This window comes from Terasakiella sp. 4MB5A, from assembly GCF_050058155.1.
Classification (GTDB): Bacteria; Pseudomonadota; Alphaproteobacteria; order Rhodospirillales; family Terasakiellaceae; genus Terasakiella; species Terasakiella halodenitrificans.
This window is the reverse complement of the sequence record NZ_CP188815.1, coordinates 1,172,538-1,192,458: the sequence shown is the minus strand read 5'-3', so window position 1 is coordinate 1,192,458 and position 19,921 is coordinate 1,172,538. Positions and strand designations below refer to the sequence as shown.

The 19,921-nt window shown below is 45.7% G+C and carries 22 protein-coding genes; 7 read left to right on the top strand and 15 right to left on the bottom strand.

Features of this window, described 5'->3' with window-relative positions:
- Positions 1 to 2: 2 nt before the first annotated feature.
- The gene (locus tag ACI0FF_RS05685; protein WP_419799160.1) at positions 3 to 884 is read left to right on the top strand and encodes a class I SAM-dependent methyltransferase; all 882 of its coding nucleotides are present in this window, start codon (positions 3 to 5) and stop codon (positions 882 to 884) included.
- A gap of 62 nt (positions 885 to 946) precedes the next feature.
- Here ACI0FF_RS05685 and ACI0FF_RS05680 read toward each other — a convergent pair whose 3' ends face one another.
- The 12 genes from ACI0FF_RS05680 to ACI0FF_RS05625 form a co-directional block, all read right to left on the bottom strand.
- Positions 947 to 1,267, bottom strand: a complete 321-nt coding sequence (locus ACI0FF_RS05680; protein WP_419799159.1) for a hypothetical protein — start codon at positions 1,265 to 1,267, stop codon at positions 947 to 949.
- 212 nt (positions 1,268 to 1,479) lie between these two features.
- Positions 1,480 to 2,076 (bottom strand): hypothetical protein, encoded by a 597-nt coding sequence (locus ACI0FF_RS05675; RefSeq protein ID WP_419799158.1) that lies wholly within the window; start codon positions 2,074 to 2,076, stop codon positions 1,480 to 1,482.
- The gene (locus ACI0FF_RS05670; RefSeq protein WP_419799157.1) at positions 2,069 to 3,070 is read right to left on the bottom strand and encodes a hypothetical protein; all 1,002 of its coding nucleotides are present in this window, start codon (positions 3,068 to 3,070) and stop codon (positions 2,069 to 2,071) included. Before ACI0FF_RS05670 ends, ACI0FF_RS05675 begins: the two co-directional genes overlap by 8 nt.
- Positions 3,071 to 3,310: 240 nt before the next feature.
- On the bottom strand, positions 3,311 to 3,529 hold the full coding sequence (locus ACI0FF_RS05665; RefSeq protein WP_419799156.1) for a helix-turn-helix domain-containing protein: 219 nt from the start codon (positions 3,527 to 3,529) through the stop codon (positions 3,311 to 3,313).
- A gap of 26 nt (positions 3,530 to 3,555) precedes the next feature.
- The gene (locus ACI0FF_RS05660) at positions 3,556 to 3,960 is read right to left on the bottom strand and encodes a hypothetical protein (protein ID WP_419799155.1); all 405 of its coding nucleotides are present in this window, start codon (positions 3,958 to 3,960) and stop codon (positions 3,556 to 3,558) included.
- A gap of 233 nt (positions 3,961 to 4,193) precedes the next feature.
- Positions 4,194 to 4,928 carry a hypothetical protein gene (locus ACI0FF_RS05655; protein ID WP_419799154.1) on the bottom strand — a complete coding sequence of 245 codons (735 nt, stop codon included), beginning with the start codon at positions 4,926 to 4,928 and terminating at the stop codon, positions 4,194 to 4,196.
- A gap of 1 nt (position 4,929) precedes the next feature.
- Complete coding sequence (locus ACI0FF_RS05650; RefSeq protein ID WP_419799153.1) at positions 4,930 to 5,358, bottom strand: CBS domain-containing protein; 429 nt, start codon at positions 5,356 to 5,358, stop codon at positions 4,930 to 4,932.
- A gap of 132 nt (positions 5,359 to 5,490) precedes the next feature.
- The gene (locus tag ACI0FF_RS05645) at positions 5,491 to 6,171 is read right to left on the bottom strand and encodes an ABC transporter permease (RefSeq protein ID WP_419799152.1); all 681 of its coding nucleotides are present in this window, start codon (positions 6,169 to 6,171) and stop codon (positions 5,491 to 5,493) included.
- On the bottom strand, positions 6,168 to 6,863 hold the full coding sequence (locus tag ACI0FF_RS05640) for an ABC transporter permease (RefSeq protein ID WP_419799151.1): 696 nt from the start codon (positions 6,861 to 6,863) through the stop codon (positions 6,168 to 6,170). Before ACI0FF_RS05640 ends, ACI0FF_RS05645 begins: the two co-directional genes overlap by 4 nt.
- Before the next feature lie 62 nt (positions 6,864 to 6,925).
- Positions 6,926 to 7,669: an ABC transporter substrate-binding protein gene (locus ACI0FF_RS05635; protein ID WP_419799150.1), complete on the bottom strand. Its 744-nt coding sequence runs from the start codon at positions 7,667 to 7,669 to the stop codon at positions 6,926 to 6,928.
- A 52-nt stretch (positions 7,670 to 7,721) separates the two neighbouring features.
- Entirely contained in the window at positions 7,722 to 8,495 is a 774-nt protein-coding gene (locus ACI0FF_RS05630) for an ABC transporter ATP-binding protein (RefSeq protein WP_419799149.1), read from the bottom strand.
- Between the two features lie 221 nt (positions 8,496 to 8,716).
- Positions 8,717 to 10,198 carry a hypothetical protein gene (locus tag ACI0FF_RS05625; protein ID WP_419799148.1) on the bottom strand — a complete coding sequence of 494 codons (1,482 nt, stop codon included), beginning with the start codon at positions 10,196 to 10,198 and terminating at the stop codon, positions 8,717 to 8,719.
- 161 nt (positions 10,199 to 10,359) lie between these two features.
- Here ACI0FF_RS05625 and ACI0FF_RS05620 point away from each other — a divergent pair, with 161 nt between their 5' ends.
- The 3 genes from ACI0FF_RS05620 to ACI0FF_RS05610 all read left to right on the top strand — a co-directional run bounded on the left by ACI0FF_RS05620 (position 10,360) and on the right by ACI0FF_RS05610 (position 12,456).
- A complete protein-coding gene (locus ACI0FF_RS05620; protein ID WP_419799147.1) occupies positions 10,360 to 11,343 on the top strand; it encodes an MDR family oxidoreductase in 984 nt (327 codons plus the stop codon).
- 133 nt (positions 11,344 to 11,476) lie between these two features.
- Entirely contained in the window at positions 11,477 to 11,806 is a 330-nt protein-coding gene (locus tag ACI0FF_RS05615) for a hypothetical protein (protein WP_419799146.1), read from the top strand.
- A 137-nt stretch (positions 11,807 to 11,943) separates the two neighbouring features.
- Complete coding sequence (locus tag ACI0FF_RS05610; protein ID WP_419799145.1) at positions 11,944 to 12,456, top strand: DUF2867 domain-containing protein; 513 nt, start codon at positions 11,944 to 11,946, stop codon at positions 12,454 to 12,456.
- Here the strand turns inward: ACI0FF_RS05610 and ACI0FF_RS05605 are convergent.
- Together ACI0FF_RS05605 and ACI0FF_RS05600 are read right to left on the bottom strand one after the other, a co-directional pair.
- Positions 12,451 to 14,316, bottom strand: a complete 1,866-nt coding sequence (locus ACI0FF_RS05605) for an ABCB family ABC transporter ATP-binding protein/permease (protein ID WP_419799144.1) — start codon at positions 14,314 to 14,316, stop codon at positions 12,451 to 12,453. The genes ACI0FF_RS05610 and ACI0FF_RS05605 overlap by 6 nt on opposite strands.
- A gap of 79 nt (positions 14,317 to 14,395) precedes the next feature.
- The gene (locus ACI0FF_RS05600; protein WP_419799143.1) at positions 14,396 to 15,103 is read right to left on the bottom strand and encodes a DUF6969 family protein; all 708 of its coding nucleotides are present in this window, start codon (positions 15,101 to 15,103) and stop codon (positions 14,396 to 14,398) included.
- A gap of 208 nt (positions 15,104 to 15,311) precedes the next feature.
- Between ACI0FF_RS05600 and ACI0FF_RS05595 the strand changes: the two genes are divergently transcribed.
- The 3 genes from ACI0FF_RS05595 to ACI0FF_RS05585 all read left to right on the top strand — a co-directional run bounded on the left by ACI0FF_RS05595 (position 15,312) and on the right by ACI0FF_RS05585 (position 18,372).
- Positions 15,312 to 16,100: a hypothetical protein gene (locus ACI0FF_RS05595; protein WP_419799142.1), complete on the top strand. Its 789-nt coding sequence runs from the start codon at positions 15,312 to 15,314 to the stop codon at positions 16,098 to 16,100.
- 116 nt (positions 16,101 to 16,216) lie between these two features.
- On the top strand, positions 16,217 to 17,773 hold the full coding sequence (locus ACI0FF_RS05590) for a hypothetical protein (protein ID WP_419799141.1): 1,557 nt from the start codon (positions 16,217 to 16,219) through the stop codon (positions 17,771 to 17,773).
- An 80-nt stretch (positions 17,774 to 17,853) separates the two neighbouring features.
- A complete protein-coding gene (locus tag ACI0FF_RS05585) occupies positions 17,854 to 18,372 on the top strand; it encodes an adenine phosphoribosyltransferase (RefSeq protein ID WP_419799140.1) in 519 nt (172 codons plus the stop codon).
- A 7-nt stretch (positions 18,373 to 18,379) separates the two neighbouring features.
- Here the strand turns inward: ACI0FF_RS05585 and ACI0FF_RS05580 are convergent, their stop codons facing one another.
- On the bottom strand, positions 18,380 to 19,912 hold the full coding sequence (locus tag ACI0FF_RS05580) for a DUF4384 domain-containing protein (protein WP_419799139.1): 1,533 nt from the start codon (positions 19,910 to 19,912) through the stop codon (positions 18,380 to 18,382).
- Between the last annotated feature and the right edge of the window lie 9 nt (positions 19,913 to 19,921).

Sequence of the window (19,921 nt, the reverse complement as noted above, 5' to 3'; positions counted from 1 at the left end):
CAATGAAAGAGAATAAAGCCAGCATCACGGCCTATACAGTTCTGCAAGGCATTATGTATATCGCCCGGCGCACCCCTCATCATTATCTCATTTCACCAGACGCGATAGAGCTCGGCGAAAAAATACTCTCAAACTCACCAGAAGGTCAAAAGCGACTGGCACAAATCAATAAACCGGGCTTTACCCTAGGCGTCAAACTGCGCGAATATCTTTTATTACCCGGCATTACCCTGCACTATGCCTTGCGCAAACTTTCCATAGAAACACATACACGCAACGCTCTTGCAGACGGTATCAAGCAAGTCGTGTGTCTTGGCGCCGGGTTTGACAGCCTCGCCCTGCGTCTGGCAAAAGAAAACCCGGATGTCTCCTTTATTGAAATTGACCATCCCGATACCCAGCAATTTAAGGCACAGGCCTTAAAAGAGGCAGAGCAAAGCAATCTTCATTACCTCAGCATCGATTTCACCCATCAAAACCTCGAAGACCGTCTTGCCGCCTTCAACGCCTTTCAAACAGATATCCCGACACTTTATATCTGCGAAGGCGTGACCATGTACCTGAGTGATGACGAAATCACCCATATGTTTAATGCAATTCGCACCCTAAGCGGCAGTGGCACCCGTTTCTTGTTCACCGCCCTTGAACCGCAAGACAGCGCGGACAACAACACCCGAAAACTTTTACAGATTTACCTGAATATGATCGGAGAGCCGATCAAATGGGATATGAAAAAAGGCAACATGAAAGCCTTTCTGGAAAAACAAAATTGCGACCTGCTCGCCTTGGACGGCACAGACCAATTCAAATCCCAATTCCTAAAATCCAACGATCCCCCCGCCTTACATTACGGCGAATATCTGGCCTCTGCCCTTTTCCGCTAAGCATTACTTGAAAGTCACTTCAAAGAGTGTGGAGAGCTCGCAAGAAATCGCTATATTTAATATTAGATATTTTTCATATCAAGATACCCGCGCTCAATAGCTGTTTCCAAAGCTTGAGTTGCTTTCAAGATTTCTTCATATGTATTTCGCAAATCAGCTAATTCTTGAATTTGCCCGTTGTCAGGCAGCCCTTTTTTTGCTGCAAGGGTTACGTGAAAAAGCTGTTTAAGGTAAGCGGCTCTGCATTTTGCCACAAGACGAAAAACAGGTTCCAAATCTTCTGATGATAACTCGGGGATTTCAGGATTTATGACAACTTGATTAATTTCACGAATTGTCTTGTCCATTTTCAATTTAATGCGACCAAGTTGAGCGTCCTGCATTTTATAACCCTTTCATCAAAAACGGAATAATCATTCCCATATTACAAACAAGCAATTAACAAAATGATAAGCAATCAGACCTTTTTGATCACCCTTTAAAAGCCACTGGCGCGCAGGAATGAAAGTCCGAGAAGGTTCTGGATATGCTGCGGGGGATGCAGGCAGGTTTCGGGGTGATATGGGGTGGAACCTTATACTTGGAATTCAAGTTCTCAATTGGATTGAATTTTAATCTTCTGATCAAAAAAGAACGTGACCCGGCCAATAGTTCTTAAAAAAGTATAGGCGCTCTCAATGAGGGTGGAATAAAAAGTGAAAACAAAAACGATATAGATAGCGAGTTTGATTTTTAGTAAATGAGGAAACAGAAAGGCAGTCTTACTGTTCATAATATGTGCTTTCAAGCTGGCAAGGTTTTGACTTTCGGCCACAAAGAAAGACAGTGACAGCAAAACAAGCGCCACAGCTATGACATTAAAATAGGAAACGTTATAAAAAAGCTCTTCAGTGAGCTTGTTTATCTTTTTCACCTTTAATTCGTGTTCAATAGATGAGTTATCCTTCTTGTGGTCTTCTTTTTTAATAGTTAGAAGATAGAAAAGAATATTAAATCCAAATCCAATAAGAATTGCATAAATAGCAATTACCGCATTTATTAGGTCTTTTCCAATATTAAAGAAAAAGAAAGATAAAATTATGGATAAAGAGATCTTAACTATAACTCTTTTTTTGCGGCTAAGCTTTTCACCTGTCGCAAAATTATAGAAAGTTTCATCATTATTTAAAATAATGCTCTTAAGGTTAAACATTTTCTTTTACAGATATTATCTGTTCTTTCAACATCTCTATACTTACTGTCTTCATCATCTCATAGTGCGGGTGGCCATCGTCTTGTAGGGGCACTTCAGCGGGGAACCGCGAGGCGAAATGGCGGTGGTCCAGTAACTGGATTATCTGTTTTCTGCCGCTCTCTAGCTGAACAAGAATTTTACACCCTTGAATTTCATCATCGGCCACATCAAGAATTTGGTTTTGCTGCAAGGTTTTTGCAATACCTTTTCTGATTTCGCTTTTAGACTTGAATAGATGCTTCAGGAAACCATTACTAGTTTTCTCTTCAAAGCCATCATCTTTGTGTTGTTTTTTGAACGCGAAAGCACCTGCTTGGCCATAAAAGTTTCCGGATGTAATGCTTTCAGATCTTCGCGCTATCTGAATTTCCACTTCTTTCGGCTGCGCCCCTTCCAGTTGATCGTATGCAGAATTGAAAGAGCGGACCATGATTTGATTGCTCTGCTTCATGCACCGCAATATGGTGTTTTTCAGAGCTGTATAACCGCCGTAGCTTCCAAGGTATTGGCTACCGATGTAAATTCTACCTGATTCGGAAAGATACAACAGGAAATAGAAAGGCCGGAGGTTCAGGCTGGAAGCCGTGATTTCACCTTTTTCAGTGTTCTCATATGAATGTCCCCAGTATGAAGTCTTATACACCCCGGTGATGTAGCGACCATTAAATTTCTCAAGCCTTTCCAGAGCAACCAATTTTTTGAAACGTATATCGGTTTCAGTTTCCTCATCTTGAAGGTTGGCCATTTTGACGCCACGTAGATTTTCGAATAGATATTCAAACTCTACTTCCGAAATTGGAGTTTCTACGACTTCATCTTTTTCTTCGCTTATGTTGCGGATCAGATAATGAAAGCTGATCGATACATCGCTTTTCTTGTGTAATACTGTCACTGCTGGATGCCCCTGATTGCTTGAATAATTATCCTTCCCGCATGTGTTCGTGGTTGTCAAGCCTGTTATCTCTTGAGATTGCCTTATGATTATAGAGACTATTATAAATAGAATTTATTTATTCGCTTGTCAGCGCTAGTATTCGTTGTAAATTCGTCGCACGGAAGAATTATTCCGAGGTCAGCCTCGAAATTATCTTTCTCTACAACATAAAACTGAGTCACGAGGCCTTCCCCACTATAAAAAAAGGCGCCTGCATGGCGCCTTTGAAAATCTACTATGGGAACACAGATCAGAAGTTTATTCCCCCTTCACCGCATCATACCCAACACAAGCCAGATAATAGACCAGATCGACGGCCTTCTTACCTGTTTCCATCTTCAACCATGTCTGGCGACCGATGCCGATGGCGGCGGCAGCCTGAATTTGGTCGAAGCCGTGTTTTTCGCGCCAAGTTTTAAGGTCGGCGGCTTTCCAGTCGGAGATATCGGGGCGGACTTTGGGGGCGAGTTTGGTCATCGCGTTTGCTTTCAATAATAAAGGAATTAGAATTTCAGGAGTTTCACGGTGCCGGTGATACCAAGGGCCGTTTTGGCTTCCTGAATTTTGTTGTTGAGCTCGTTGAGCTTCATTTTCGCCTTGTTGACATCATCGCCATTGTCCGCGCCGTCAAATTCCTGGGCGTGCAACAGGTGGTCGATTTTAGACTTGGCGCGACCACGTTCGACAAGGGCTTTGACGAGATCACGTTGAGCATCCACAAAAGGCACTTCTTCAATGCTTATACCCGTATCGCACATCTTTGCAAGGTTCGCCAACTTTTCTGAAAAACCGTAAACAACTTTATCAAGGCGGTAGCCGTGTGTTTCCAGCTTGCAGCGATATTTCAACTCCTTGATTTCAAGGCGGTAATCGCTTTGTGGCTTGGGCGTTAGTTTGAATGTCTGCATTTTGAGAACCTGTCGGTCAAATTGCCATCTCTTATCAGGCAATAAAAAAAGACCTAGCAAATTCACTAAGTCTTGGGAACTTGTAATTATGCTCGTGCATAACTACAATTTAGGCTAAGTAATTGAAAACATTAAATTTAGCACGCATAATTATCTTTATATAACACTTGTATATAACCGTCGTCAAGCCTTCAAAATCAAAAATATGTTTTGGAAGCTCAATATCTTGAGGCTCACATTTGGGTTAATCGCGCAATCAAAAAAGCAATATTTTTTCTGCGTCGTTCACCCACATATTGATCAAGGCGTTCTCTTGCATCCTCTTTCATATCTCGGCACTCATCAAATAATGCCCATAAAAACGCTTTTGCCTGTTGTTCGGTAAATTGAAGGGTGCCGGCACCATCTTCCGGGTTATGGGCGGAACCTTCCATAACACTGATAAACCAGTTCATACGTTGGTCAAAGTGCTCAAAGGCCTGTGCAATCGCACCTAAAGTCTCCAATCGACAACGCACGACTTCAGGGTGATTATAGAAGCTATCCCATGAAAAATGACTGCCACGATCCCGAATTTCATTGCGCATCAATTCAGACATACGATCATGATTTTTTTCGTAAACTTCCCGCCCTATGATCGAAGACAGCATATGAAAATAATTCGCCAGTTGTCTTTCCGAAAAACGTCGATGCCTTTTATCAAACAAACTTTCCAACGGTTGAACCATAATCCGACCATAGGCATTCGTTCTGGGCGGCACCAACAAGTCCAGTTTGGATTTGCTCATGCAGCGTTCATGTACAGAATGGCAAAATGCCTCGACCTGAGAATTTTCAACGGTGAGCGCTTGCTCAATCTCATCAAGGTCTGCGGGCGTTATTGCACCCGTTGCCAATCTCTCTTTCACAGCAGAAATGACAATATGGACGGTCATATCGAATGTGTTTTTACAGGGAAGTTTTTCCATACTACCCTTGCCCGGCAAAAAGTTCGATATCACTGGAACTGACAACCCCGATATATTCCCCCTTATCATTGAGGATAGCCGCATGTCGAATATGTTGCTGCGCCATATGGCTTGCGACGGCTTTCAATTTATCACCGCGCTTACAGGTCACGACACTATGCCGCACCATCATATGAATGGGTTTTTCAAATGCTTCTAGCGCATTCATCGCAATATGGCGAATAATGTCACGTTCCGATATCAATCCGATAATCTGGTTTTCGGCATCATGTAAAAAGACCACCCCGACCTGATGATCTGCCATATAATCAATAAGTTGAAGTAACGTTGCCGTCATCGGAATTTTCAAAAGACCATCATGATCGGGGGCTTCTGATTGTTTGAAATTAATGACATCTTCGACGGTTGCATAGTTCTCAAAAAAAAGCATTTCACTATCCTGCTAACTCTCATGTGCACGACCTGCTTTTCTTATGATGCAGTATCGACACACCCTATAGATAGTTGGCTATTAAGTGTTAAAAATCAACTATACACCCGTATAGGTGTGTATATATTTTTTTTAATTTTGAAATCTTAGCAAGCGTTTTTCCACCCGCATCCAAACTTGAATAAAGATGAATGTCATCAGCAGATAAATCACACCTGCCGTAAAATACATCTCGACCGCCAGATAATTACGCGCGATAATCGTACGCGTCACACCGGTTAGATCAAACAGTGTAATGGTATAAGCCAGTGCCGAACTTTTAAGCATCAGGATGATTTCGTTGCCATAAGCAGGCAAGGCCATACGGATTGCACGGGGCAAAACAATTCGGCGATAAAGTGTGTGTTTCTGCATGCCGATTGCAATTCCGGCTTCGACTTCGCCATGTGGCACGGCTTGAATGGCCCCTCGGAAAATTTCAGCCGTATAAGCCCCGGTATTTAAGGCAAATACGATGAGTGCACACCAGTAAGCCTCCTTAAGAACAGGCCAAAAGATGCTTTCGCGCACCGCATCAAATTGCGCCGCCCCATAATAAAACAAAAACAATTGTACCAGCAGAGGTGTGCCCCGGAAAAAGAAGGTATAAATAATGGGTATATTGCTCACCCACCAATTTTGCGAGGCCCGCATCAAGGCAACCGGAATGGCAATCACAAATCCGATGATGCAGGAAATAACCACCAATTCCAATGTCAGAAACGCGCCATCCAACAGCTTGGGCAGAGCAACAAAAATTTCTTCCCAATTCATGCCGATGCCCTCTTCACACCGCGATTGGCCCAGCGTTCTGCATAAATCTGTCCGACCAAAACAACGGTCGTAATCCCCAGATAAATAAGGGCGGCAATAAAATAAAACGTAAACGGTTCTTTGGTATTTTGGATGGCGGCTTGAGACGTTCGCATCAATTCAGGCAAGGCAATGAGTGATACAAGCGATGTATCCTTCAACAAGACCTGAAACAGGTTGCCCAACCCCGGTATCGCCAAACGCATGGCCTGAGGCAAGGTAATCCGCCAATAAATCTGGTGCGATTGCATACCGCACGCCACTGCGGCTTCAATCTGTCCAGCAGGGACAGACTGGATGGCCCCGCGAAAAACCTCGGTCGCATAGGCCCCGAATGACAATCCCAGGGCACAAACACCGGCGACAAAAACGTTAATCTCGATATAACCATCATAACCGACGCTTTCAGCAATCCGGTTGACGATATCTTCCCCGCCAAAATAAACGATTAACACCACAAGGATTTCCGGTATGCCGCGTACAACTGTGGTGTAACTTTGCCCCACACCGCGCAAAACAGCATAAGGTGACAGCTTGGCCGCGGCCCCCATCAATCCGAAGACCAGGCCAACGATCAAACCGCCAAAGGCCACCTGAACCGTCATCCAGGCACCCAACGCGATTTGCGGACCAAATCCTTGCAGGTCAAACATACTTCGTCTTTCGTAAAAAAAACACCGCCCCTAACCAAGGGAAAGGGGCGGTATCTCTGATCTTAGTAGATAGAGAACGGGAAATATTTCTCGTTGATCTTTGCATATGTGCCATTGGCAACAATTGCCTTGATCGCCGCATTGAATTTTTCACGCAGTTCATCATCTTTTTTACGAACGGCAATACCGATCTTGTCATTCACATCAATCGCATCACCGATAAATTCGAAACCTTTGCCCTGCTCGCTACGCAACCAGTCATAAGCCGGCAGTTTATCGGAAACCAACAAATCAATACGGCCTGACGCAAGGTCGAGATACGCATTTTCCTGTGTATCGTACAATTTCGCGTCAACGTCTTTCAATTCATCTGTGACGTAGTTCGCCGCAATCGTCGCACGTTGTGCACCAACCGCTTTACCCGCCAGGTTTTTCGGATCAACGTTGGAACCTTTTTTAGCCACCAAAGTCAGATTGTTTGAATAATAAGGCTCTGTAAAATCAACCGCTTTTTTGCGTTCTTCGGTAATGGACATAGAAGCCACAACCGCATCATACTTTTTCTTTTTCAAACCGATCAGGATGGAATCCCAATCCAGCGGTGCGATAATTTCGCATTCCGCCTTCATTTCTGTACAAAGGGCATTGGCGATATCAACGTCAAAACCAAACGCTTTGCCGTCTTTATCAATCCCGTTAAACGGAGGGTAAGCACCTTCCGTCCCAATGCGGATTTTATCACCCGCGTGTGCCATAGAAACACTTAGGCCCAGAATAGCAGCCAGTGCAAATGCAATTTTCTTCATAGAAAACATCTCCCGTGATGTATTTGATTAAACCCCTAACCAGCCGGATTTTTTATAATTCCGTGCTGATAAACTGTTTCATGCGTTCGGATTTCGGATTTTCAAAAACCTCTTTAGGCGGCCCGAACTCTTCCACCTGCCCTTGGTGCAGATACATCACGTGGCTGGACACCTCGCGGGCAAAACCCATCTCATGTGTCACCACCAACATGGTGCGCCCCTCTTCGGCAAGGATCTGCATCACTTTCAAAACTTCACCGACCAATTCCGGATCAAGTGCCGAGGTCGGTTCATCAAACAACAATAATTCAGGTTCCATCGCCAAGGCGCGTGCAATGGCTGCGCGTTGTTGCTGTCCGCCGGAAAGTTGCGACGGGTAATGCCCGCGACGATCATAAAGCCCAACCTTATTAAGCAGTTCTGCGGCTTTTTCCGTCGCTTCTTTTTTCGAAATGCCCTTCACCTGCGTTGGACCTTCGATGATATTTTCCATCAAATCCATATGCGCCCACAGATTGAAGCCCTGAAACACAAAACCGATTTCAGAACGCAAACGTGTGATCTGCTTTTTATCGGCCGCGCCCAACTGACCGTCTTTTTCACGGTGCAATTTCATTTCTTCACCGGCAACGCGAATACTGCCTTTTGTCGGGCGTTCCAGCAAGTTCAGACAACGCAGGAACGTACTTTTCCCAGATCCACTGGAACCGATAATGGAAATCACATCGCCATAATGTGCCGTCAGGGAAATTCCCTTCAACACTTCAAGGTCGCCGAAATACTTATGGATGTCATTGACCTCAAGGGCCGGATAATCTTTGGTCATGAATTCTTTTTGGTTCAAATGATTTATTCGCAACAATGTTTCGAGTTAACCAAGAAGTCAAGAAACTGTCATACATTTGCGACAATCAAGTAAAAACTCAGCCAATTTCAGAAGGATAGAACCGAAAATAAAGTTCCCTTTGAAATGAAATTACCCTTAGAAAATAAATTTTCCTAATCCACCATAAGATTCGCTTCAAAAAAGCGCGATTGCGCACACGCTTATTCCAAGGTTTTACGTTGATTGTACCGATATGTCGTTAAACCAATGGCATGTGCACTCAAACCAACTTCTACAAAGTCATTCAGCAAAACAACCATATTGGTTTGCTGTGCAATTCCGTTTAATGCTGTTGATGTTGTCAACCAGCTATAAGTCTGCGTATCAAACAAAGGTTTGGTTGCCTGTAAAATATTACCTGTTCCCGATACCAACAAATTATTGGCCCATGACGTTGGATTTTTCAAGATGGTGGGAAGGTAATGATTAACCAACGCACCAGATCCCGTATCCTGCAATTGCAACATGGTGAACTGAAAATCTCCCGTCTTCGCCAGTGTTTTTTCCAGCGACGCAATAATTGAAGACGCATCTGTCAAAGACTGGGAATACGCTTCATCACTATAACTGTCATTCACATTTGAATTCCCATACAAAACAATCAAACGCTTTCCTGATCCGGCAATTTGTTTGAGTGTTTTATCGTTATATGGCTGAATATCGTCCACAAGATCATAGCCGACATTTGCCGTGATATATTGTAACAAATACGTTTGAACTTCCGCTTTGCTCAAAGGTTGAAAAGTACTGTCCTGAATGCCGGAATCCTTAACCTGAACAACCGCAATTTCCCGCGTGTTTGCCGCTAAAAACTGATTTACGCCTTTTAAAAAATCAGCAAAAGAAACCCCAGTTATAAAATTATGCACATGATATGCCGTCTTACTGGTATCCGTTTTTAAATAGGCAGGACGGAAATCAAAATAACGTGTGCCAAAATCCATTTGCGCCGCACTGGCATCTTTTTGTGTAATTGAAAAGTTTTCCAAAGCCTGCGCACCGACGCTAACCCCTGCCTTACAAAGTGCATCCAAAACCGCATTGGATCCGCACATCTGGGCAACAGCAGCCTGAGTATCCTGTAAGGTCATTTCATACATGCCTGCATCGTGGGAGCCGGGCAAAACCAAATCTGAAAATTTTAAATCTGAATATTGTGTTTGAAGCTGCCCCATCCAACCATTTTGACGCGGGCCCGTATAGATATAGGCCTGATTTGTAATCGGGGGAGAAGCATGGCTTACACCATAATTCATAACGCCCTCTGAGCCATCAGGCAAACTGAACACGCGCCCTTGTTGCTGAAGTACTGCATTGCCGGCAATGGCACCGGTCGTCGTATTTATTTTATAAAGAATATTTTGTAGTTGCGCGTTTTTCGCATCGCGCGATTGCAAATGAAATTCCCGATTAACAATAAAAAAGCCGGGTGACAGTGTGCATTTTGCCGTACGCACCTTTCCAACATCACCAAGTGTACTTTTTTGATAGGCCAAGGCATGAATACCATCGCCTTCGCAATCAAATGTCGGGGTCTGTAGCAAATCATCAGCATAACCCGTCAAGGTCACGTCCTTGCCAGCAAAAGCGATCGGCAACCAAAGAAAAGTCAACGCAGCAGACAACAAAACAATCTTTTTCATTTAACCAACCCTTCAATTACACTTTTTGCGATATTTTAAATTTGAATACAATTAAAAGTAAACTTATATTTTGCAAAAAGCACTTCCTAAATTGAAAAGATTGATCGCTTACCGAACATTCTGTATCGTTCTGTCAAATCAAATCATGAAAGGTCCAAGAAATGACATTTAATGCCCTGTTGCTTGATCAAGATATGACGCTGGCGATCAAGGAAGTTTCCGACAATGACCTGCCTGCCGGAGAGGTTCTGGTTAAGGTTGATTACTCCACATTGAACTTCAAAGACGGGCTCATCATGAATGGTCTGGTCAAGCTGGTAAAAGAATACCCTCATGTTCCCGGTATTGATTTTGCCGGTACGGTTGAAGCCTCACAAGATGATCGTTACAAACCCGGTGACCGCGTGGTGTTAAACGGCTGGCGTGTCGGGGAAATTCATTGGGGGGGCTATGCCCAAAAAACCCGCGTGAAGGCCGATTGGCTGGTTCCCCTGCCCGATGCGATTTCCACCAAACGCGCAATGGCGATTGGAACGGCTGGCTATACCGCCATGCTATCCATTATGGCGTTGGAAGACCACGGTATGAAACCAAATCAGGAGGGCGACGTTCTGGTCACCGGTGCATCCGGCGGTGTAGGTTCCATTGCTTGCGCTATCCTTGCCAATCTGGGCTATAAAGTTGCCGGATCCACTGGATCTGAAAGTTCCCACGCATATCTGAAAAGTCTGGGCGTCAGCACTATTGTTTCACGCGCCGAATTGGAAGAAGGCCCACGTGGTCCCTTGGGTGGTGAACGCTGGATCGGTGCCATTGACAATGTGGGCGGTTCCACCCTGCATCATGTTTTGGCGACGTTAAAATATTGGAGCTGCTGCGCGTCTGTTGGTCTTGCGGCATCCAATGAATTGCACACCACGGTTTTGCCCTTCCTGATGCGTGGTATTACTCTGCAAGGGATCGACAGTGCCACCTGCCCGTTTGAGCGTCGCGTCACCGCATGGGAGCGCCTGACCAACGAACTGCCGATGGATAAACTGGATGCCATGACGAGCGAAATTACCCTGTCAGAATTGCCGGAGGTAGGCAAAAAAATCCTCAAAGGCCAAACGCAGGGACGCATTGTGGTGGACGTGAATTCGTAAACCTTTTGTTAACTTTTTGAATTTTAAGGGGTTGTTCATTTTTGAGCAGCCCCTTTTCTTTTTGGCATCCTCTTTGCAATCTCATTTCAACAGAGGTCGGAAAAAACGACCCGATCAATAAAGAGGATCGAAAATGTTACAAAGGCTGAAATTAGGATGGATCATAGGTGGACTTCTGAGTCTGAGTGCCTGCGGGTACGTCGATAAGTACGAAGAAGCCGTCTATGAAGAAGAACCGCGCTATTGTTATCAACAGCTCGGTTCCGTCAAATGTTTCAGCGAACCTGTTCACCGGGACGCGGCCCGACTGGTTAATTACTATGGCCCTCATCCCAGCCGATACGATACGCCCTCACCTCCCGATCGGTTGGAACCTGTCGCACCGCCCCCGGTGGCCTTTTATGTACGTGATGAAGAACCTATCCCCGATGATTCAACCGTACACCCGGCCACAGATCAATAACCCCTATTGGTCATCTCCATCATACCCACACGCCCCCACCTGTTTTCGGTGGGGGTCTTTTTCAGAGCCTATAGGCTTGTGCATTTGTTGTGCTCGGCTTACATCTTACGATCACAGGTCAAAAGACGAGGCATAAAATGGCTGTTACGGAAATTCCGGTTACCTCTGATTTAACCGCCAACCTCTTGGAACGTGTTACCTTCGTCGATTGTTACGAAGCCACACCGGTTCACAAACAGGATTTAAGCGAAATTTATTGGGCGATCTTTGCCCATAGTCCAGGTTGGGTCACTTGGTTGATGAATACACGCAATCGCATTGTTGGCGTCTTTGGCCTTAAAACAGCAAGTCCTGATGAAGCCAAATCCGCCCATACCCTGCCCGCAAAAGACAAAATCGAAGTTGGCAAACGACTGGGGATGTTTACCTTATTGCATCACAGTGAAAATCAACTGGTGACAGGCGAAAACGATAGTCATCTGGATTTTCGAATTTCACTGACATGGGCAGGACCACAAACAATCCGCTTAACCACAGTGGTCAACACCCATAACGCCTTGGGTAAAACCTACATGGCAATCATCAAACCTTTTCACAAGTTGATTGCACGCACCATGATCAACGGGGCCTTGAAAGCCGGTCGTCTATAAAGCTGGTTTCAAGGCAGGTGCGACATCTTCACCCACTTGTTCCAAGGTTTCCAACGCTTGGGCGGCTTCTTGCTGTTTTGCCCACATAGCGGCATAAGCCCCGCCCTTATCCAATAATTTTGCATGGTTACCGCGTTCAACGATCTCGCCTTGTTCCAAAACCAGAATTTCATCGGCATCCACTACCGTTGATAAACGGTGGGCAATCACCAACGTCGTCAATCCACTTGAAACATCGCGCAACGACACCTGAATTTCTTTTTCCGTATGGGTATCCAAGGCTGATGTTGCTTCATCAAACAATAAAATACGCGGGCGTTTCAGAATTGTACGTGCAATTGCAACCCGCTGTTTTTCCCCACCGGATAGCTTAAGGCCACGTTCGCCCACCATCGTGTTATAACCATCAGGTAGCCCCATAATAAAATCATGGATACTGGCCAGCTTGGCCGCCTCTTCCACATCCCCCGGTGTCGCACCGGGACGACCATATGCAATGTTATAAAAGACCGTATCGTTAAACAAAACCGTGTCCTGCGGCACAATGCCGATTGCCCCGCGCAAGGCCGCTTGTTTAATCTGGCGTACATCGACACCATCAATTTTCACAGCGCCATCTGAAACGTCATAAAACCGGAACAACAAGCGTGACAAGGTCGATTTCCCCGCCCCACTGGACCCGACAATTGCCGTTGTTTTACCCGCTGGTACATGGAAATCGACATGTTTCAAAATGGGCCGGCGTGGATCATAAGAAAACGAAACCTGTTCAAAACGCACATCCCCGCCGCCTTCAGGTAAATCACAGGCATCCACGTCGTCTGCAATCTCCGCCTCTTTATCCAACAGGGAAAACATATGTTCCATATCTGCCAGCGATTGCTTGATTTCGCGATAAACAAATCCCAAAAAGTTCAGCGGCATATAAAGCTGGATCAGATAGCTGTTGACCAAGACAAAATCACCAATGGTCATGGTGCCGCCTTGCACGCCGTAACCCGCCATAATCATCACCGCGGTTAACCCCAACGAGATAATCACACCCTGCCCGATATTCAGCAGGCTTAAAGTAACCTTGGATTTAATGGAAGCTTCTTCAAATCGGCGTAACGCACTGTCATAACGACGCGCTTCATGGTCTTCGTTGGTGAAATATTTGACGGTTTCGAAATTGAGCAAACTATCAATTGCTTTGGTATTGGCCTCGTTATCGCTTTTATTCATGGTGCGGCGATATTTGATCCGCCATTCCGTCACAATCAAGGTCCAGGCGATATATCCGGCAATGGTCGCAAACGTCACCAGCGCAAACGTCCAATCATACATGACCCACAAAATGCCACAGACCAACACGATTTCCAGCAAAGTCGGCAAGATATTGAACAGCATGAAGTTCAATAGAAATTCGATACCCTTGGTGCCGCGCTCAATGGACCGACTGAGCCCCCCGGTCTGACGCTGCACATGAAATCGCAAAGACAGTTTATGCAAATGTTGAAAGGTCTTAAGGGCGACATCACGAATCGCACGTTGCCCCACACGCGCAAACACCGCATCACGCAGTTCCCCGAAGGCCTGAGAAAGAACACGCGCCACACCATAGCCAACCAACAACATAATCGGCACCACAAGCAGTTGTGCGGTGCCATCCATGCTCAACGCATCCACCGCTTTTTTATAAAAGATCGGAACGGAGACGTTTAACCCTTTTGCCGCTGCCAAAAACAACAAGGCAATCACAACCCGGATACGCAAGTCCCGCGCATTTTCAGGCCACAGATAAGGTAAAAGTGTTTTTAACGTTTTCCAGTCGTTTCGTGGACCGGTCCGTTGCGGGGCATCATTGGAAAGGTGGCGCATGCACTGTCATTTTTCTTTTTAATTAAAAGGAATTAAAAACAGTATGCCTCAAGATCACCCAGACGGACAGTGACTTAATTCACTTTTCAGTTTTGCGGGCTGCCAATTCCTGTTCAATCGCGGTGATTTGCATAGAAACATTACATTCCAGTTCAGACGTTACATCCAGATCACGACATTCAAAAACATTTTCGTTTGGATGTTGTTCTTTCCAATCGGCAACGACATGATCGCGCAGGCGCAAGAGATCGCAAATTTGTGGATAAAACAATTGAACCATCGCCCCAACCCAACGGTTTGCCGGCCAAGACGGATTGGCATGGTCGATCTCAAAATGATCCAGCATGCGAATGACATCCTCACACCCATACCAATATTCCGCCGTCACCCATCTGTTAGTCGTAAACAAGGCTTTCGGGCGCCCAAACTCATCCATCGAAATCGCAATTAAATGACTAAGCGCATCATTTTGGGCTTTTGGTTCTTCAAAATCTTCGACCGCAGCCGGCTTGATCCCCGATGGCATACCTTTCGGGCGCAAGAATAAATGGAAATGACCATGTTCGTCGTCACGGTGTGCATGATAATAATACTGCCCGTGTGTTTCATGGTCATACACATCACCGTCCGGATAGTGGTTCATTTGGTAAAACGTCCCACATCCACGCAGAACATCCGCAACAATATTTTCACCAACTTTGCTCAAGACACGTTGGCAGTTTTCGACCTCACTGCCTGCAGCCAACATTTTGTTTAGACGTTCTGTCGTTACTTGTGACCAATCCATAATAGCACGTTCCTATTTCAAGTTCCCCAAATGACTTCGCAAAGAACTTAACCCCTTTTCCAGCTAAGTCCTTATCACAAGCACTCAAGTTTTAATCACATTTTATTGATGGCGCGTGAAGGTATTGTTTAGAGATATTCCAGCCTTCTTTCTTCATACTTGGAACACTTGAAAAGCATTTCAGAAAACAAATTCTTCGGGAGGCATTATGACATTTCGTACAACACTAAAAACCGCATCTTTCACACCTTTGGCCTTGGGGCTTGGCCTTGGTATAGGAATCGCAAGTGCCCTCCCGCTTACGCCAGCTCTCGCTAATCCGTGTGCGGCAAAAGCCTGTGCTCAAAACCCCTGTTGCGCCAAAAATCCGTGCGCGGCGAACCCATGTGCGGCAAAAAGCCCATGTGCGGCAAACCCATGCGCCGCCAACCCATGTGCGGCAAAAAACCCGTGCGCGGCTAATCCATGCGCAGCCAACCCATGTGCAGCCGCACAACCCGCAGAACTTAGTGATGAACAAGCCACGCGTGAATGGGATCGTTTGATTCCCGCTATGCAGACAGCATATGCAAAGTCAGGTGTCCCAGCGAGTACACAATTTTTCAACTGGATAAACGTTACAAAAAGCCCCTATCAATCCAGTACACATGGTGATCGTTATCTCGTCAACATCGTCAATGAAAAAGCCAAAGATTATCAAAAATGGGAAGAGGCTGGCATTCTGCCGACTGGGGCAATCATTGCCAAACCGACAATCGTCGGCAAACCAGATGGCAAGGCCGATGTCGGTCCCCTTTTCCTGATGGAAAAAATGCCGTCTGGCTGGAACCCGCAATCATTGAACTGGAAATATTCCATGATCATGGCAGATGGTAGTTTGTGGGGAGAAACAAAAGGACGTAATTCAGCAGGCATGAACTTCTGTTTTGAATGTCATAACGCAATGGGTGGGGAAACCGATGGGTTACTTTTCCTCCCGGAAGAATACCGCCGTTAACCTTCAATCAACGGCCCCTTTGGCGAAGGCGTTCCCCTGACGCCTTCGCTCTTTTTTTATGGAAAACAACCTGTTAAAGTCCACAAATCAAAAACAATCAATAAAGGCACCCCTGCGTGTTTAAATGGATTAAAACGGCAAAGAAAATCTTTTCAGGTATTGGTGAAGATCGTGCACTTGTGCGGATCAAGGACGATGGTTTTATGTCTGATGACATTGCCGTCAATATCGAAGACATCATCAGTGAAGAAGATCATGACGATATTGGCAAGCTGCACGTCCTCAGTATGACGGAATTTCATCACGCCCTCGGTGACACATGGGATAAACGCGAAGCCAAAATTTTCTTGCTGACGGAAGGTGTCATGCGTGACCGTGTCGGTCAGGGCAACCGTTGGGAACATCAAAGCAAAGAGATTTATATCATGTTGTTCCCAACCCTATCCGAAATAGAAGCCGATGCCCGCGCCTATGACATTGCCGAAGAAGTCGGGCGCAAGATTATCGGTGATCGTTTTGATGGAGAACGCCGCCCCCTTGTCCGCGTGGCTGGCGTTGACCCCAAAGATGCCCTCAATAAAGACGGCAGCCTAAACATCGAATTCCTTGAAAAAGCAGGTCGTGCAGGTGAAGCCGCAGGGAACGCCAAGGAAAAGGTTGCAAACGATAACGCAAAAGAAAAAACACCTACAGACGGCAAAGTCCCGCAACAACAGATAGACGATCCAGAAAATAATAAAACCGACTGGAAAGAGCATCACCTTGCCCATGGAGAAAACAATCCGCATTGGCAAAAAGGGCAAAAAAAGCCCCCTTCTATGAGTGAAGCGGAATGGGTACAACTGCAACGTGAACGCAAAGAGGCGTGCAAAGACGAACCCCAATGGGTGGTGATGACGAAGAAAAAAGAAGACGAAAGCATAAACACGCCACCACCATCCAAAGAGAAACCAACCTACGCCGTCGAATATGCCCCGTGCTGGGAAAGGGGCAGTCAAAGCCTGCGATTATATCGTGCGCGTTTTTGTTATACATCGCCAACCGGACCCAAACTGGAAGGCCAGAAAGCCTATGGCAAAGCCAACGATCAACAAAAACTCAAAACAGATCTCTGGGTATTACAACAAACCGGTAAGGCACTCTCTTCCTTTAATGCGCAAAACGTTATCACGCCAGTTCTCATCCCCATGCACAGTCCCTCCTTGCGCGGCGACACCCTTCAGACAGTTCTTGATACTCTTTCAAAACTCACACCTTCCTTGCGAGAACGATTTATCATCATTGAAATCTTAGACGACGGACACTGGACACCTGAAAGTTTGCAACACACCTGTAGCGCCTTAAACAGCGAGGTTAGCGGAACCGCTTTAACCTTGAATCCCGACAATAAATTCGCAACCGGGTTGTGTGATGGGTTAAGTTGGGCCGGGATTGATTTCTCAATACTCAATGCACAGAACGGCATTTCATTGCCCAAATTGGAAAAACGGCTGGCAGAAATCATGGACCTTCCCGCCAAGCCTTATGCCCTTGGCTTGCGTCGCCGTGACCAGGTCAATGATATGTTAGAAATTGGTATGGAACTGATTAACGGTGTTGCCCTTGTGCGTAATACACCCAAACTGCGTCCCCCTTTCAGTTTACCAATTGAAAGATTACAGAAATCCAGCTGATAAAATCAGAAAAATTACATAGTACTTATCGGGACACATGTTTAATATACAACCAGCTTGTTTAATTTGGGGTACATCACATGGATCTGAAAGACCATATTCGCGGCATTCCGGACTTTCCAAAACCGGGTATTCTTTTTTATGACATTTCAACCTTACTTGCTGAACCGGATGCATGGCAGGTTGCAATGGGACGTATGGCCAAAATCGTCAGCCGTCATCAACCGGACATCCTCGCCGGGCTAGATGCGCGCGGTTTTCTTGTTGCAGCCCCCTTGGCCTTAAAGTTGGGTCTTGGTTTTACGATGGTGCGCAAAAAAGGCAAACTGCCGGGTAAAACAATCGAATATAGCTATGATCTGGAATATGGATCCAACACTGTTGAAATTCAGGCCGATGCCGTCAAACCGGGGCAGCGCGTTGTTATTCTGGATGATTTATTGGCAACAGGCGGTACATTAGAAGCTGCAATCAAGTTGTTTGAACAAGTCGGTGCAAATGTTGTCGGTACCGCCTGTATGATCGAATTGACCTTCCTGAACGGAAGGGAAAAGCTTGGGGGTATTCCCTTCGACACCTTGGTATCTTACGACGAATAAGGGCAGATTATTCCACACTGATAATCAAGGACGCTTCACTTAAAAGCACATTGGGCAAGCTGCGATAGATTTTTGTCAGTTGTCGTTCATTGGCAACCGATAAAGGCTCAAACGCAGCTTGTCCCAAGGTGGGCATCAGATCATTTGCAACATCGCGATCCGTTGCAAAACATTTCACCGCCTCCACACCACTAGGCGGCGTAAATTCAAAGGCAAACGGCATTGATGCCGAAGGGATATTTTGCGTAAATCCCCCATTGAGGAAACCGTTTTTGATAAAACGATTGGGGAAAATACGAAAAATGGCCCCATCGGCCTGCAAATAATAACAACCGATATAAGCGTCAACAGATGTTCGCACAGAAAGCACCATCTTTTTCCCGATTTTGTAAGACGGATCTTTCCCTTTGTTACTGCTTAGGTAAAGGTCAATTGGCCCTAATGGATTTGTTTCTTCTTGGGCAATCGGGGACGGCGGCGGCAAGAGATCCAGCTCAGGCGGAATGTCACTTTTAACAATACGCCCGCGCCAAGCTTGAGCCGCCCCTTTTTCGTTTTCCAAACTCAGACGCACTTCCACATAATCTTCAAACGGCCAATAGGTTCCTTTTAAGATATAATTCCCCTGGCCTTGCTGCGATAAAGTGGCACGTTCGACACTGTTTCCACTTAACTGCAATCCTCGAAACTGTTCTTCTTCGATCACAAAATCGCTGATTTCCATACTGTTAATATTACGCGGACCACTGGCCGCTTGCTGGCGTAAACGATCAACCAATGCGCCTGTAAAATAACGCCCAAATCCGGTATGGACCCCACTCGTTTGGTAACGGATCCCTTGTACCATGATTTTGCGGACGAAATTAACATCGCGCAACAAAGCGCCTGCCGCTTTTTGCGCAGCCCCTCCCACAGACAATCCGCCATGCGCTTGACGCACCTCATCATCCTTACGGGCAAATGTCTGTTGGCTACTTGACACAATGCGTCCGGTTTCCGTTTCCTCCAATTTATAAGCCAACAGAATTTTGTCTCCCTTAAGGGTTAAGGTCCCCACTGCCAAAAGATCAGAACGTGCACGCGCAATTAAGTCCCCCAAGGGATTTTCGCTTTCGCTACGCATCCCCATTTCGTTAATATCTTTAACAACCGCACCTAATTCCTTTCGCGCAACAACACCATAGCGCCCGTCAGCCTCACGGACCAAAGCTTGCGTAAACCCATTTACATAAATTTGCGCTTCTTCCAATGAAATGGGCAGTTCATCCGCTTGAAAAGGGTGTATGGCAATTTTGGGAATATCGCGATCCAACAAACTGAGGAAACGTTCGCTCCAATGCGGTTGTCCCAAAAGAGCACGCGCCATCATTTTAAATTTTTTGGAAGCAGAAACTGTTTTCTTTTTTTCTTTTTCCGGATCAGGATTTTTTTTACGCCACGGCTTATCTTGACGAAATTCAGATACAAATTCTTCGTTTGGTGGGATCGGATTTTCTTCTGCATACAGAGAAGGTACAACAGCTGAAACAAACAGTCCCACACTCAGTAC

Excerpts from the sequence above, each read along its gene's own strand:
- ACI0FF_RS05685 (WP_419799160.1), top strand. The coding sequence starts at position 3 with ATGAAAGAGAATAAAGCCAGCATCACGGCCTATACAGTTCTGCAAGGC.
- ACI0FF_RS05680 (WP_419799159.1), bottom strand. The coding sequence starts at position 1,267 with ATGCAGGACGCTCAACTTGGTCGCATTAAATTGAAAATGGACAAGACA.
- ACI0FF_RS05675 (WP_419799158.1), bottom strand. The coding sequence starts at position 2,076 with ATGTTTAACCTTAAGAGCATTATTTTAAATAATGATGAAACTTTCTAT.
- ACI0FF_RS05665 (WP_419799156.1), bottom strand. The coding sequence starts at position 3,529 with ATGACCAAACTCGCCCCCAAAGTCCGCCCCGATATCTCCGACTGGAAA.
- ACI0FF_RS05660 (WP_419799155.1), bottom strand. The coding sequence starts at position 3,960 with ATGCAGACATTCAAACTAACGCCCAAGCCACAAAGCGATTACCGCCTT.
- ACI0FF_RS05655 (WP_419799154.1), bottom strand. The coding sequence starts at position 4,928 with ATGGAAAAACTTCCCTGTAAAAACACATTCGATATGACCGTCCATATT.
- ACI0FF_RS05650 (WP_419799153.1), bottom strand. The coding sequence starts at position 5,358 with ATGCTTTTTTTTGAGAACTATGCAACCGTCGAAGATGTCATTAATTTC.
- ACI0FF_RS05645 (WP_419799152.1), bottom strand. The coding sequence starts at position 6,171 with ATGAATTGGGAAGAAATTTTTGTTGCTCTGCCCAAGCTGTTGGATGGC.
- ACI0FF_RS05640 (WP_419799151.1), bottom strand. The coding sequence starts at position 6,863 with ATGTTTGACCTGCAAGGATTTGGTCCGCAAATCGCGTTGGGTGCCTGG.
- ACI0FF_RS05635 (WP_419799150.1), bottom strand. The coding sequence starts at position 7,669 with ATGAAGAAAATTGCATTTGCACTGGCTGCTATTCTGGGCCTAAGTGTT.
- ACI0FF_RS05630 (WP_419799149.1), bottom strand. The coding sequence starts at position 8,495 with ATGACCAAAGATTATCCGGCCCTTGAGGTCAATGACATCCATAAGTAT.
- ACI0FF_RS05625 (WP_419799148.1), bottom strand. The coding sequence starts at position 10,198 with ATGAAAAAGATTGTTTTGTTGTCTGCTGCGTTGACTTTTCTTTGGTTG.
- ACI0FF_RS05620 (WP_419799147.1), top strand. The coding sequence starts at position 10,360 with ATGACATTTAATGCCCTGTTGCTTGATCAAGATATGACGCTGGCGATC.
- ACI0FF_RS05615 (WP_419799146.1), top strand. The coding sequence starts at position 11,477 with ATGTTACAAAGGCTGAAATTAGGATGGATCATAGGTGGACTTCTGAGT.
- ACI0FF_RS05610 (WP_419799145.1), top strand. The coding sequence starts at position 11,944 with ATGGCTGTTACGGAAATTCCGGTTACCTCTGATTTAACCGCCAACCTC.
- ACI0FF_RS05605 (WP_419799144.1), bottom strand. The coding sequence starts at position 14,316 with ATGCGCCACCTTTCCAATGATGCCCCGCAACGGACCGGTCCACGAAAC.
- ACI0FF_RS05600 (WP_419799143.1), bottom strand. The coding sequence starts at position 15,103 with ATGGATTGGTCACAAGTAACGACAGAACGTCTAAACAAAATGTTGGCT.
- ACI0FF_RS05595 (WP_419799142.1), top strand. The coding sequence starts at position 15,312 with ATGACATTTCGTACAACACTAAAAACCGCATCTTTCACACCTTTGGCC.
- ACI0FF_RS05585 (WP_419799140.1), top strand. The coding sequence starts at position 17,854 with ATGGATCTGAAAGACCATATTCGCGGCATTCCGGACTTTCCAAAACCG.